This window comes from Stenotrophomonas sp. 704A1 (genome assembly GCF_030549525.1).
Taxonomy (GTDB): Bacteria; Pseudomonadota; Gammaproteobacteria; order Xanthomonadales; family Xanthomonadaceae; genus Stenotrophomonas; species Stenotrophomonas tuberculopleuritidis.
In genome coordinates, this window is record NZ_CP130831.1 from 3,936,611 (window position 1) to 3,949,496 (window position 12,886).

Below are 12,886 nucleotides of genomic sequence, written 5' to 3' on the forward strand. Positions count from 1 at the left end.
TGGAGGCCTTGCCATGCACTGCAGCAATTCCGGTAGGATGGAAGCCCCATGCCATTTGACGGCCCAGCTCCCATGTCCACCTCCTCGCCCAAGCCCCTGGCCATCCGCGAGCGCCTTTCCGAAGTGCGCTACGAAATCCGCGGAGAGCTGGCGCGACGAGCCCGGGAGCTGGAGGCGCAGGGCCGCAAGCTGATCAAGCTCAACATCGGCAATCCGGGTGCGTTCGGCTTCCGTGCGCCCGAGCACCTGCAGCGCGCGATCGCCGACGACATGGGCCGCACCGACCCGTACACCCACCAGCAGGGCCTGCCGGTGGCGCGCGAAGCCATCGCCGCGTACTACGCCCGCCGCGGCGCACCCGATGCGCACCCGGACCGTGTGTTCGTCGGCAACGGTGTCAGCGAGCTGATCGACCTGTCGCTGCGTGCGCTGCTCAATCCGGGCGACGAAGTGCTGGTGCCCTCGCCGGACTACCCGCTGTGGTCGGCCTCGACCATCCTCAACGACGGTCGCCCGGTGTACTACCGCTGCGCCGCCGAGAACGGCTTCCAGCCGGACCCGAGCGAGATCGAGACCCTGGTGTCCTCGCGCACCCGTGCCATCGTGCTGATCAATCCGAACAATCCCAGCGGCGCCAGCTACCCGCGCGAACTGCTGGAACGCGTGGTCGAGATCGCGCGCCGCCACAACCTGCTGCTGCTGGTCGATGAGATCTACGACCAGATCCTGTACGACGATGCGGTGTTCCAGCCGGTGGCACCGCTGGCCGGCGACCACCCCTGCCTGACCTTCAGCGGCCTGAGCAAGGTGCACCGCGCCTGCGGCTGGCGCGTCGGCTGGGCGCACCTGAGCGGCGACGATGCGCGCCTTGGCGATTTCCGCGCTGCGCTGGACCTGCTGGGCGCGCTGCGCCTGTGCGCCAACGTGCCGGGGCAGTACGCCATCGACGCCGCGGTGAACGGCCCGGACACCATCTCCGCGCTGTGCAGCGCAGGCGGCCGCCTGTATGAAACCCGCCGCGCGGTGATCGAGGCCTGCGAGGCCAGCGAACACCTGTCGCTGGTCGCGCCGGCCGGTGCGCTGTACGCCTTCCCGGCCGTGGTCGGTGCCGCCGCCAAGGGCTTTGACGACCACAGCTTCGCGCTGGACCTGATGAACACCGAGGGCGTGCTGGTGGTACCGGGTTCCAGCTTCAACGTGCCCTACCGCCATCATTTCCGCGTGACCCTGCTGCCGGAAGCCTCGGTGATGCGTGATGTGTTCGCCCGCATCGACCGCGTGCTGGCGCGCCGTGCCGAAGACGCGACCAAGGTCGTGCCGCTGAAGCCGCGCCGTTCGGTGGCCTGAGGCGTGGCGCTGTCCTACCTGGCGCTGGGCGACTCGTACACCATCGGCGAGGCGGTCGCGGTGGAAGGGCGCTGGCCGCACCAGCTGGCCGCCGCCCTGCGCGCGCAGGGCATCGACCTGGCCGATCCGCAGACGATCGCCACCACCGGCTGGACCACCGACGAACTCGATGCCGGCATCGACGCGGCCTCGCCGCAGGGGCCGTTCGGGTTGGTCAGCCTGCTGATCGGCGTCAACAACCAGTACCGTGAGCGCCCGCTGGACGAATACCGCGCGCAGTTCCAGGCGCTGCTGCAGCGCGCGACCGGATTTGCCGCCGGCCGCGCCGGGCGGGTGCTGGTGCTGTCGTTCCCTGATTGGGGGGTGACGCCCTACGGCGCGGGCAGTGGCCGCGACCTGGCCCGCGTCGCGCGCGAGACCGACGCGTTCAATGCCGCCGCCGAGGAGATCAGCACCCGGCACGGCGCCGCGTTCGTCGACATCACCGGCCTCAGCCGCGACTGCGGCGCCGACCCGGCGATGATCGCCGCGGACGGGCTGCATCCGTCCGCGCAGCAGTATGCGCGGTGGAGCGCACAGGCACTGCCGGTGGCCGCGCGCCTGCTGGCCGCTGCGGACTGAGCGCATGGATGGCACGCCACGGACCGGCACGCCCCTGCCCTGTTCGCCGCTGGAGGCCGGGCATGCCAGGCAGATCGCCGAGGCGTTCCGCCCGCAGCACGCCTGGGGCAGCCGCCGCGACTACTACTACACGCGCGCCAAGCTGGGCAGCGACCCGCTGTATGACGGCGTGCTGCAGCACCTTCCCGACGACGGCCAGCCACTGCTCGATCTCGGCTGCGGGCTGGGGCTGTTCGCCCACGTGCTGCGCCAGCGCGGGCGGACCCCGGCCTACCTGGGCCTGGACGTGGATGCGGGCAAGATCGCGCGCGCGCGACGCGCCGCCGCCGCGCTGGCCGACGCACGGTTCCACTGCCTGGATGTGCAGGCACCGCTGCCCGCACATGCCGGGCATGTGCTGCTGCTGGACGTCCTGCAGTACCTGGAGGAAGCGCCGCAGCTGGACCTGCTGCGCGCGGTAAGCGAACGCGTCGCGCCCGGTGCACAGCTGCTGCTGCGTACGCCGCTGGCGACCGGGGATCGCCGTGACCGCACCACGCGGATCGCCGACCGCCTGGCCTGGCTGGTCGGGTGGATGGGCACGCGCCCACGCCACTACCCGGACCCGCAGGCGCTGCAGGCAACACTGGCCGAGGCCGGGCTGCAGGTCGGCGCGCTGCGGCCGCTGCATGGGCGTACACCGTTCAACAGCTGGCTGCTGGTCGCGCGCCGAGAGCGGTAGCGCCGGGCCATGCCCGGCGGATGCCATGCGCGCCGCTGCGCTCGCCGGGCCGGGCACGGCACAACCGGTCATCACCAACAGCCGGCTGCGGGTCGCGCGCCGAGAGCGGTAGCGCCGGGCCATGCCCGGCGGATGCCATGCGCGCCGCTGCGCTCGCCGGGCCGGGCCCGGCACAACCGGTCATCACCAACAGCCGGCTGCGGGTCGCGCGCCGAGAGCGGTAGCGCCGGGCCATGCCCGGCGGGTGCCATGCGCGCCGCTGCGCTCGCCGGGCCGAGCCCGGCACAACCGGCTATCCGGCCGGCAGCTGCGCCTTCAGCCCGCGTTCCTCCAGCGCCTGCAGCACGTGCTCGATGATGGCCAGGTTGTGGCCGTGGGCAGCCCCTTCATGCAACAGCACGATCGCGCCCGCGCGCAGGTCGGGCAGCAGGCGCGCGAGTACGGCCTGCGGCGTGCAGCCGACCCCGTCATAGCCCCGGGCGCTCCAGCCCACGCGTACCAGCCCCAGTTTCTTCAGCACCGGTGCCACGAACGGGTTGGTCATGCCGACCACCGAGCGGTACCAGCGCACCGGCTGCCCGCCCACCGCTTGCAGGGCCTGCTGGCAGCCTTCGATCTCGGCGGCCATGGTGGCCGGGCCGAGCCGCCAGAAACGGGCCTGCGGGTGGCTGTGGCTGTGGTTGCCCAGGTCATGCCCGCGACGCAGGATCTCCTCCACCAGGGCCGGATGCGCCAATGCGCGCTCGCCCACCAGGAAGAAGGTCGCCCGCGCGCGGTGGCGGTCGAGCAGGTCCAGCAGCGCGGGGGTGTCCCCGCTGGGGCCATCGTCGATGGTCAGCCAGACGCTGTTGCCGGCCCCGGGCAGCCGATCCAGCACCGGGGCATAGAAGCGGCTGTTGGGCAGGAACACCGGCACCAGGAACAGTGCGTGGCTGGCGACCATCAGGGCCAGGCCCCAGGGCCAGCCCGCCAGCACCCAGACCAGGATCACCAGCAGCTGCGACAGCACCAGCCAGGGCAGCCAGCGCCAGGGCCGGGTCGGGATGCGATGCAATGTTCCTGCGTTGGTCATGCCCCATGATGCCATGAGGGGTAGAATCGATGATTCGAATTTCCGGACCCATGACTGCCATGTCCCTCGATCCTGCCCTGCGTTCGCGCATCGAATCCATCCTCAACGACAACCGCGTCGTGCTGTTCATGAAGGGCCAGCCGTCGATGCCGCAATGCGGTTTCTCGGCCAAGGCCGTGGGCGCCCTGCAGGACCTGGGCGTGGAGTTCGCCCATGTCAACGTGCTGGCCGACGCGGAGATCCGCGAGGGCATCAAGGCCTATGGCGACTGGCCGACCATCCCGCAGCTGTACATCGATGGTGAACTGGTCGGCGGCAGCGACATCGTGCTGCAGATGGCCGCCAGCGGCGAACTGAGCAGCGTGCTGGGCCTGGCCGCGCCGGACCGCACTCCGCCGCGCATCACGGTCACCCCGGCCGCGGTGGAAATGCTGAAGGGCGCGCTGGCCGATTCGCCCGGTGCCTCGCTGCAGCTGAGCATCGACGCGCGCTTCCAGCCGAACTTCCAGCTGGCCCCGCACGACGACGGCGCGATCGCCGCCGAATCCAACGGCCTGCGCGTGCAGTTCGACCTGGCCAGCGCGCGCCGCGCCGATGGCATCACCATCGATTGGGTCGATGACATCCGCGGCAAAGGCCTGGCCATCGACAACCCGAACGCGCCCAAGCCGGTGCAGGACATCAGCGTGCGCGATGCCGACGACCGCGTGCGCGCGGGCAACGTCATCCTGGTGGACGTGCGTCCGGCCGAGGAGCGCGCCATCGCCGCCGTCGGCGTGCCGTTCCGCAGCTTTGACGGCAGCGGCCGTGCCGAGCTGGAAGCACTGCCGAAGGACACCGCGCTGGCCTTCCTGTGCCACCACGGTGGCCGCAGCGCGCAGGCTGCCGAGCAGTTCCGCGCACTGGGCTTCACCCAGGTGTTCAACGTCAGCGGCGGCATCGATGCCTGGTCGGACGAGGTGGACAACGGCGTGCCGAAGTACTGAGCGGGTGCGCCTGGCCCGATGAAAAACGCCGGCAATCGCCGGCGTTTTTTTTCTTGCCCGGCACCACGCTTACCCGGCAAACCCGCCTTCGGCCAGGTAATCCAGTTCCTCCGGCGTGGGAATCCGGCCCAGCACCGCATTGCGGTGCGGGAACCGGCCAAAGCGGCGGATGATGTCGCGGTGCAGCTCGGCGTACTGCAGGTATTCCTTGTCACCCAGCACATCGAACATCGCCACCGACCGGTCCTGGTCCAGTGGGTCTTCGGAGTGCTCGAACGGCAGGTAGATGAAGGCCCGCAGCTTGGGCACCAGCTGCAGGTCCAGGCCCTCCTCGATGGCGCGCGTGGCGTAATGCCGGGCCAGGCCATCGGTGGCATAGGAATGGGCGGTACCCCGGAAGCAGTTGCGCGGGTACTGGTCCAGCAGCACCATCAGCGCCAACGCGCCATCGGCACTGCTCAGCCAGTGTTCGCGCGCGCGCGCCGCCGCCGCATGGTGCTCGTCCGCGAACAGCGCACGGAACCGCGCATCGAACGCATCGTCACGCGCGAACCACTTCGCAGGGCCCGCCTCCTTCCAGAATTCCACCACTTGCGCGGCAACGTCCATCACCTACTCCCCAGGGCCGGCGCGCCGCGCCAGGCCGTCATCATCATTCGTCGAAGCGCAGGTGGCGGACCGACTTGCCGTTGCGCCGGATAAGCTTAAGCGCCTCGATACCGATCTGGATATGGTTTTCCACGAACTGGGAGCTGACCTTGGCATCGGAGGCCTCGGTCTTGACCCCGTCGGGGATCATCGGCTGGTCCGAGACCAGCAGCAGGGCACCGCTGGGGATGTGGTTGGCGAAGCCGGCAGCGAACACCGTGGCCGTTTCCATGTCGATGGCCATGCAGCGCATCGCCCGCAGGCGCTCCTTGAACGCCTCGTCGTGCTCCCAGACCCGGCGGTTGGTGGTGTAGACGGTGCCGGTCCAATAGTCGTGGCCGAGGTCGCGGATCATGGTCGAGACCGCCCGCTGCAGGGCGAAGGCCGGCAGCGCCGGCACCTCCGGCGGCAGGTAGTCACCGGAGGTGCCCTCGCCGCGGATCGCCGCGATCGGCAGCACCAGGTCGCCCAGCGCGTTCTTGCGCTTCAGGCCACCGCACTTGCCCAGGAACAGCACGGCCTTGGGCATCACCGCCGACAGCAGGTCCATGATGATCGCGGCATTGGGGCTGCCCATGCCGAAGTTGATCATGGTGATGCCATCGACGGTGGCGCTGGCCATCGGCCGGTCCAGGCCCACGATGGGCGCCCCGGTCAGCTCGGAGAAGGTGTGCAGGTAGCCCCCGAAGTTGGTCAGCAGGATGTGCTGGCCAAACTGGTCCAGGGGCACGCCGGTATAGCGTGGCAGCCAGTTGTCGACGATTTCCTGCTTGCTCTTCATGGGCATTCCAGAACGGCGTGGGGCCGATAGTGTAGGCGTCCGCCTGCCCGGTCACACCTGCTCCTGCAACGAAGAAGGGCGGCCTTGCGGCCGCCCTCCCAGGGTTCCCCGGGGGTACCGGATCGCTTAGAAGCGCACCGACCAGCGCAGGTTCGCACCGTGGTCGCGACTTTCATCGCCGAACTGGCCGGTGTAGCCCAGTTCCAGCTGCTGGCGGGCGGTCAGCCAGGCCGACAGGCCCAGTTCGGCCACCACCGCGCTGTCGGCAATCGGCGCGCCGCTTACCGCGAATGCGTCGCCGCCGCTGGCAAAGCCCAGCTTGGCCACCGGACTGCGGTCGCCCGAGGCATGGCGGTAACCCACACCACCGCGCACGTGCAGCCAGCTGTCCTGCTGGAACGAGGCCTTCAGGCCCTTGTCGAAGCGCACACCGGCCGTTGCCAGCGTTGTGCGGGCGTCCTCGACGTTGCCCTGCAGGGCCGCGGCACCGCCGCGCTCGTTGATCGACTTCAGGTCCACTTCAACACGCGCCACCTGCAGGTACGGCTCCAGGCCGGCTTCGCGGCCACCGAAGCGGTAGGCCGCCTCGATGAAGGCCTGGCGGGTACGGCCGTCGTAGCGCGCGCTCAGCGTATCGCTGTAGCCGGCGAATGCCAGCTCACGGGTGCTGTCGATGTCGTGCTCGCTCCAGGCCAGGCCACCGCGCAGGCCGAAACCGCCCCAGTTGTGGCTGGCATAGGCGCCGAAGTGGGTGTTGTCGATCTTCGACTTCGCCCGGCGACCCTCCTGCTGCTTGAGGTCGGTACGGCCGGTGCCGGCCAGCAGGCCGACCTGCCAACCGCCGAACTCGCGGTCCACGCCCACCAGCAGGCCGTTGCTGTTGGCTTCGGTACGTGCCGTGTTGGTGTTGCCATCCAGCGTGCCATTGCCGCCGATCGCCTGCACCCAGACGCCGGTTGCGGCGGCATCGTCACCGCCCGGGGCGACTGCGCCGACGCGGCGCGACAGGGCGGCATCACGCACGTAGCGGCTGCCTTCGACCAGCGCGACCGAGGTGGCCGCGTGCAGTTCACCGCTCAGGCTGTCCAGCGCGGCGCCAACCTGCTGCGGGAACAGCGTGGTCAACGGCTTGGGCAGGCCCTGGTTGATCGCCAGGGTGTCGGCCACGGTGGCGACCGCACGCTGGTTTTCGGTGGTGGCCGAGCTGACCAGCGCGTTGCCACGGGTCACTTCGATGCGTGCGCCGCTGGCGCCATAGGCCAGGTTGAACTGCATGAAGGGCGAGAACGCGCTGAAGTCGGTGGTGGCGAACTGCCCGTTCACTCCACCGTCGGCACGGATGAAGTTGAACTGCTCACCCAGGTAGTAGATGCCCGGTTCGGGCAGGGCCACCAGGGTCCCGTCGAGGGTGGCGGTGCCGGTGACATGCAGCTGGTCGCTGCGGCTGCCCGGCGCAATTTCGGCCTCGTACACGCCGGTGGCGGTCTGCACGTAGTCACCATTGATGGTCAGCGTGCCGATCGAATTGCCCGGGGCGATGGTGCCCTTGACGATCGTAAAGCCGAGCGTACCAGTGCCCTTCAGCGTGGCGCCCTCTTCCACGGCGGTCATGCCGCCGTTCTGGGTGCCATTGAACGACACCACACCCCCCACGATGTCCAGGAAGGTGTTGTCCAGCACGCCGGTGGCACCCACGCGCGTATTGCCGCCGAACATGTCGAAGAACGTGCTGCTCAGCGTGCCGTCCACCTGCAGCGAGCCATCGTGCATTTGCATGTAGTCGACGCGGACGTTGCCGGTTTCGGTGATGGTGCCGGTGCCACCGGTCATGCCCAGCCAGCGGCCATCCACCTTGCCAGCGACCACGAGCTTGCCACTGGCAAGATCGATATCGGAGTTGCTTGTCACCGAACCGGCGTTGAGCCAGGCCTCACCACCGCTGATACCCAGCGGCGTTGAATGCAGCGAACCGTTGAGCACGAAGCGACCGCCCGGCACCGACACGCTGCCCAGGGTATTGGCGCCGTCCAGTTCCAGCACGCCTTCGCGCACCACGGCACCGTTGAAGCTGTTGTCGCCGCTCAGGCGCAGCCAGCCGGCACCGCTCTTGGTCAGCCTGCCCGGGCCACCGATATCGTTGGTCCAGTCATCCCAGGCGTCACCTTCCCAGACCTTCAGGCCGCCGGCCTTCTGGTTCATCACTACGTTGGTATCCACGCGCAGCGAACCGTAGCCTTCGATGGCCTTGGCCAGGTTCATCAGGCCCCAACCATAGACGTCGTCCACACCGACCGCGCCCAGGTCGGTGGCGGTGGTGAGCAGCACGTCGCGCACCTGCGCGTTGTCCAGGTAGGGGAAGCGTTCAAACAGCAGGCCCAGTGCACCGGTCACATGCGGTGCGGCCATGGAAGTGCCGGTCATGTCCTCGTAGCGATAGGTTGGAACGCGCTGCTGCACATCCAGGCCGATCGCCGCGTCGGGGCCGGTCTGGAACGGTGCGCCGGTGATCTGCGAGTCGGCGCCATAGACGGTGGAGGCGATCTCGCTGCCCGGCGCTGCCAGGCACCAGTTGGCGCTCAGGCCGCAACGCATCGAACTTTCGTCCAGCACCAGATTACGGTTGACGTTCACCACGCTCAGCCAGTACGGCTCCAGGTCGGCCTGCACGCGCGGCAGCGTGGCATGAACGCCAGCGATCGGCGCATCCTCCGGCGAGGTGTTGTACGGGTAGGTATTGCCGGCCGCCCAGACCTGGATCATGCCGTTCGCACGCGAACCGTCGCCGATGATCTGGAAGTAGTCATCGTAGGCGGCGTTGTTGAAGAAGCCCACATCCTGCTCATCAGCCGTGGTCGGTTCGCTGCTGAAACCCCAGCTGTGGTTGACCGCGCGCACCTGCTGCGCGTTCAACTGCGCGTACAGATCGGCGAACACGCTGTCCGACGGCCCCAGGCCGATCGAACCGGAACGGTACTCCTGCGCGACCGGATCGACATCCCAGATGGTGATGCTGTTGAAGAACAGCCGCGCCACCGAAAGGTCCGCGCCGAAGGCCACACCGTGGGTACCGGCGCCGTCACGGTTGGCGGCGATGGTGCCCGACACATGCGTGCCGTGGGTGTTGTAGGCAAGACCCGCGAACAGGCCCTGAGCGTTGACGTTGTCGATGTTGGCCTGATCCATGTCGAGGATGGTCAGGTCGATGGCCACGTCATCACCGTCGCTGCTGAAGCAGGCGTCCGGCCCGGTCAGCAGGGTGGTGTTGCCGCACGCCGATCCGTCGGCCAAGCGGTCGGCCAGGTGGATGCTTCGATGATTCTTGCCCGCAAATTCGGTGTGATCCAGGCCCGTGCCGCTGTCGAACACGCCCAGACGGATACCGTTACCGGTCAGCCCACGCGCGTAGGCGGCGTCGGCGTTGACGGCCTGCAGGCCCCAGTCGCGGTTGAACTCGCTGGTCCGCCAGCTGGCGCGGTCTCCCATCGATCCCATCACCGGCTGCGGCTCGGCGCCGACCTGGGCGGCAATGGGGCTGGCCACCACGACCGGAGCGGCAACGTCGGCCACGGTCGCTGCCGGAAGCGCACGTGCAGCCTGCAGGCTGCGCTGGTACTGGTAGCGCGACAGCTCATCGGCACTGCCTTGGGCGAGGGCCGGCAGTGCGGCCGCCATCAGCAGCGAGCCGACGATGGCCGAGGCCAGGGGGGAAGGCAGGAAGGAACGACGGGAGAAGGAAGAGCGGTACGACGTTGAAACGGTCATCGGGGATTACGTCCTTGATTCCATGGAATGTTTCCGGTGCTGCTCCTTCGTGGAGCACGAGGCGCAACACCCTGGCGGCGAGCCCGCGCGCGCGCGTGCCGGCATGACGCTATCGGCCCGCGTCACAAGAACTTAATACATTTTTCACGCGCTTGATGTCGGGAAAGACCCCACTGCGCCCCTGTCCAAGGTCACTTGGCAAACCCCTGCGCTCCCCGCTAGCGTCCAGGGATTCACACTGCGGGCAGGGGACTCTGCATGGCATCGACGTTGTTGCGCGCCGGGCTCGGGCTGGCGCTGGTTTCACTGTGCACGGCACCGGCGGTGGGCGCGTCGCGCTTCGTTGCCGACCCCTACCCCAGCACCTACAGGACGCACCCGGATGGCCCGCTGCTGATCCAGAACGCCACCGTGCTGACCGGCACCGGCCAGCGCCTGGACAACGCCGACGTGCTGATGCGCGACGGCCGCATCGTTGCCGTGGGCAGCGCGCTGCAGGCCGATGCCAGCGTCACCCGGATCAACGCCCACGGAAAATGGGTGACCCCCGGCCTGATCGACGTGCATTCGCACCTGGGCGTGTATCCCAGCCCCGGCGTCGGCGCGCACAGCGACGGCAACGAGATGACCGCACCGGTCACCGCCAACGTGTGGGCCGAACATTCGGTGTGGCCCCAGGACCCCGGCTTCCAGGCCGCGCTGGCCGGTGGCGTGACCAGCATGCAGGTGCTGCCGGGCTCGGCCAACCTGGTGGGTGGCCGCGGCGTGACCCTGAAGAACGTCCCGGCCATCACCTACCAGGCGATGAAATTTCCGGGTGCACCGTGGGGCCTGAAAATGGCCTGCGGCGAGAATCCGAAACGGGTCTACGGCGAAGGCAAGGGCGTCGCTCCAGCGACGCGGATGGGCAATGTCGCCGGCTACCGCGCCGCCTTCATCGATGCCGCCGACTACATCGCCAAAAGCAAACCCAAGCCGGCCAAACGCAAGGGCTGGTTCGGCAGCGACAAAGGTGACAGTGCCGGCGATGCCGGCGGCAAGCGCGATCTCAAGCTGGACACGCTGGCCGGCGCGATCCAGGGCGACATCCGCGTGCACATCCACTGCTACCGCGCCGACGAAATGGCCACCATGCTCGACCTGGCCAAGGAATTCGGCTTCAAGGTCGCCGCGTTCCACCACGGCGTGGAGGCCTACAAACTGGCCGACCGGCTGGCCGCCGACGGCGTCTGCGGTGCGCTGTGGGCCGACTGGTGGGGCTTCAAGATGGAAGCCTTCGATGGCATCCAGGAAAACATCGCCCTGGTCGACCGCGCAAGGAACAGCTGCGCCATCGTCCACTCCGATTCTCCCGAGGGCATCCAGCGCCTCAACCAGGAAGCGGCCAAGGTCATGGCCTCGGCACGGCGTGCGCGCATGCCGGAGATCACGCCCGAACACGCCATCACCTGGGTGACCGCCAACGCCGCCAAGGCGCTGGGCATTGAAGGCCAGACCGGCACCCTGGAGGCCGGCAAGATGGCCGATGTGGTGGTCTGGAACGGCAATCCCTTCAGCTCGTACGCGCTGGCCGAACAGGTCTTCATTGATGGCCGTCGGCTGTACGACCGCAGCGCACCGGCGTCGACGCCGCGTTCCGATTTCCAGCTTGGCCAGGAGGTGCGCTGATGGGCGTGTTGAACAAGCGTCGCCGGGCATGGTCCGGCGCTACCGTGGTGGCGCTGTTGTTGATGGCAACCGCAGCCTCGGCGCAGGACCTGCTGGTGCGCAACGCCACGGTGCATACCGCCAGCGCGCGCGGCAGCCTGCAGCATGCCGACGTGCTGGTGCAGGGTGGCGTCATCCGCGCGGTGGGCAATGGCCTGGCCGTACCGGCGGGCGCCACCGTGGTCGAGGCCGATGGCCGGCCCCTGACACCGGCACTGTTCGGCGGCATCACCGAAACCGGCATCGAAGAAGTGTCCGGTGAATCGAGCACGGTGGACAGTACGCTGAAGATCGGCGAGCAGCCCCTTCGCCCGGAGTTCGACGTCACCCTCGCCTACAACCCGGCCTCGGTGCTGATTCCGGTGACGCGGCTGGAAGGCATCGGCTTCACCGCACTGGGCGCGGCCACCGGTGGTGGCTTCGTGGCCGGCCAGGGCGGCGTGATGCGGCTGGACGGCAGCGCCGACCCGATCGGCCCGCGTGCCCTGTTCCTGCGCATCGGCGCAGCGGCCTCCGAACTCACCGGGCATTCGCGCGCCGCGCAATGGATGCTGCTGCAGCAGATGATCGACGAGGCACGCGGGCAGGTCGCTGCGGACTCGCCGCACGCGCTGCTGACGCCGGCCGGGCGCCGTACGCTCGGCCGCTACCTGGCCGGTCAGGGCCGCATCGTGGTGGAGGTCGATCGCGCCGCCGACATCCGCCAGCTGCTGCGCTGGGCCGCCCGCGAGAAGGTGAAGATCGCCATCGCCGGTGCCAGCGAAGCGTGGCAGGTCGCGCCGGAGCTGGCCGCTGCGCACGTGCCGGTGTTCGTCGATGTGCTGGCCAACCTGCCGGCCAGCTTCGACCAGCTCGGCGCCACGCTGGAGAACGCGGCGCGCCTGCAGCGTGCAGGTGTGGCGGTCTCCTTCGTGCAGCGCGGCGACGCCACCCACAATGCACGCAAGATGCGCCAGCTGGCCGGCAATGCGGTCGCCAACGGCCTGCCCTGGGCCGACGGCCTGGCCGGGCTGACCCGGGTGCCGGCACAGGCCTTCGGCGTGGCCGACCAGATCGGCAGCATCGAGCCGGGCAAGCGTGCCGACCTGGTGCTGTGGGAAGGCGATCCGCTGGATGTGGCGCACTATGCCGAACAGGTCTGGCTGGGCGGCCGTGCGATGCCGATGCGCTCGCGCCAGACCGAACTGCGTGACCGCTACCTGCAGCGCAACGCCCAGCCCTGATTCCCCCGAAAGGACCCG

At 68.9% G+C, this 12,886-nt stretch carries 10 protein-coding genes; 6 read left to right on the top strand and 4 right to left on the bottom strand.

Annotated elements, in window-relative coordinates:
* The first annotated feature begins 72 nt into the window (after nucleotides 1–72).
* The 3 genes from Q5Z10_RS17985 to Q5Z10_RS17995 are packed head-to-tail and all read left to right on the top strand — an operon-like array spanning nucleotide 73 to nucleotide 2,689.
* Nucleotides 73–1,347, top strand: a complete 1,275-nt coding sequence (locus Q5Z10_RS17985) for a pyridoxal phosphate-dependent aminotransferase (protein WP_303636719.1) — start codon at nucleotides 73–75, stop codon at nucleotides 1,345–1,347.
* 3 nt (nucleotides 1,348–1,350) lie between these two features.
* Nucleotides 1,351–1,968 (top strand): SGNH/GDSL hydrolase family protein, encoded by a 618-nt coding sequence (locus tag Q5Z10_RS17990; protein ID WP_303636720.1) that lies wholly within the window; start codon nucleotides 1,351–1,353, stop codon nucleotides 1,966–1,968.
* A 4-nt stretch (nucleotides 1,969–1,972) separates the two neighbouring features.
* On the top strand, nucleotides 1,973–2,689 hold the full coding sequence (locus Q5Z10_RS17995) for a methyltransferase domain-containing protein (protein ID WP_303636721.1): 717 nt from the start codon (nucleotides 1,973–1,975) through the stop codon (nucleotides 2,687–2,689).
* A gap of 292 nt (nucleotides 2,690–2,981) precedes the next feature.
* Here Q5Z10_RS17995 and Q5Z10_RS18000 read toward each other — a convergent pair whose 3' ends face one another.
* Nucleotides 2,982–3,761: a polysaccharide deacetylase family protein gene (locus Q5Z10_RS18000; RefSeq protein WP_303636722.1), complete on the bottom strand. Its 780-nt coding sequence runs from the start codon at nucleotides 3,759–3,761 to the stop codon at nucleotides 2,982–2,984.
* A 59-nt stretch (nucleotides 3,762–3,820) separates the two neighbouring features.
* Here Q5Z10_RS18000 and grxD point away from each other — a divergent pair, with 59 nt between their 5' ends.
* A complete protein-coding gene (gene grxD / locus Q5Z10_RS18005; RefSeq protein ID WP_303636723.1) occupies nucleotides 3,821–4,747 on the top strand; it encodes a Grx4 family monothiol glutaredoxin in 927 nt (308 codons plus the stop codon).
* A gap of 69 nt (nucleotides 4,748–4,816) precedes the next feature.
* Here the strand turns inward: grxD and Q5Z10_RS18010 are convergent, their stop codons facing one another.
* The 3 genes from Q5Z10_RS18010 to Q5Z10_RS18020 all read right to left on the bottom strand — a co-directional run bounded on the left by Q5Z10_RS18010 (nucleotide 4,817) and on the right by Q5Z10_RS18020 (nucleotide 9,938).
* Complete coding sequence (locus tag Q5Z10_RS18010) at nucleotides 4,817–5,356, bottom strand: DUF924 family protein (protein ID WP_303636724.1); 540 nt, start codon at nucleotides 5,354–5,356, stop codon at nucleotides 4,817–4,819.
* Nucleotides 5,357–5,399: 43 nt separating this feature from the next.
* Nucleotides 5,400–6,176: an AMP nucleosidase gene (locus tag Q5Z10_RS18015; protein ID WP_303636725.1), complete on the bottom strand. Its 777-nt coding sequence runs from the start codon at nucleotides 6,174–6,176 to the stop codon at nucleotides 5,400–5,402.
* 126 nt (nucleotides 6,177–6,302) lie between these two features.
* Nucleotides 6,303–9,938, bottom strand: a complete 3,636-nt coding sequence (locus tag Q5Z10_RS18020; protein WP_303636726.1) for an autotransporter domain-containing protein — start codon at nucleotides 9,936–9,938, stop codon at nucleotides 6,303–6,305.
* A 258-nt stretch (nucleotides 9,939–10,196) separates the two neighbouring features.
* On the opposite strand from Q5Z10_RS18020, the gene Q5Z10_RS18025 reads away from it, so the two are divergent.
* Both Q5Z10_RS18025 and Q5Z10_RS18030 read left to right on the top strand, forming a co-directional pair.
* Nucleotides 10,197–11,606 (top strand): amidohydrolase, encoded by a 1,410-nt coding sequence (locus Q5Z10_RS18025; protein ID WP_303636727.1) that lies wholly within the window; start codon nucleotides 10,197–10,199, stop codon nucleotides 11,604–11,606.
* Nucleotides 11,606–12,868, top strand: coding sequence for an amidohydrolase family protein (locus tag Q5Z10_RS18030; protein WP_303636728.1), 1,263 nt, complete (start codon nucleotides 11,606–11,608; stop codon nucleotides 12,866–12,868). The genes Q5Z10_RS18025 and Q5Z10_RS18030 overlap by 1 nt, the downstream gene beginning before the upstream one ends.
* Nucleotides 12,869–12,886: the final 18 nt, after the last annotated feature.

Excerpts from the sequence above, each read along its gene's own strand:
- Q5Z10_RS18020 (WP_303636726.1), bottom strand. The coding sequence starts at position 9,938 with ATGACCGTTTCAACGTCGTACCGCTCTTCCTTCTCCCGTCGTTCCTTC.
- Q5Z10_RS18000 (WP_303636722.1), bottom strand. The coding sequence starts at position 3,761 with ATGACCAACGCAGGAACATTGCATCGCATCCCGACCCGGCCCTGGCGC.
- Q5Z10_RS18010 (WP_303636724.1), bottom strand. The coding sequence starts at position 5,356 with ATGGACGTTGCCGCGCAAGTGGTGGAATTCTGGAAGGAGGCGGGCCCT.
- Q5Z10_RS18025 (WP_303636727.1), top strand. The coding sequence starts at position 10,197 with ATGGCATCGACGTTGTTGCGCGCCGGGCTCGGGCTGGCGCTGGTTTCA.
- Q5Z10_RS17985 (WP_303636719.1), top strand. The coding sequence starts at position 73 with ATGTCCACCTCCTCGCCCAAGCCCCTGGCCATCCGCGAGCGCCTTTCC.
- grxD (WP_303636723.1), top strand. The coding sequence starts at position 3,821 with ATGTCCCTCGATCCTGCCCTGCGTTCGCGCATCGAATCCATCCTCAAC.
- Q5Z10_RS17995 (WP_303636721.1), top strand. The coding sequence starts at position 1,973 with ATGGATGGCACGCCACGGACCGGCACGCCCCTGCCCTGTTCGCCGCTG.
- Q5Z10_RS18015 (WP_303636725.1), bottom strand. The coding sequence starts at position 6,176 with ATGAAGAGCAAGCAGGAAATCGTCGACAACTGGCTGCCACGCTATACC.
- Q5Z10_RS18030 (WP_303636728.1), top strand. The coding sequence starts at position 11,606 with ATGGGCGTGTTGAACAAGCGTCGCCGGGCATGGTCCGGCGCTACCGTG.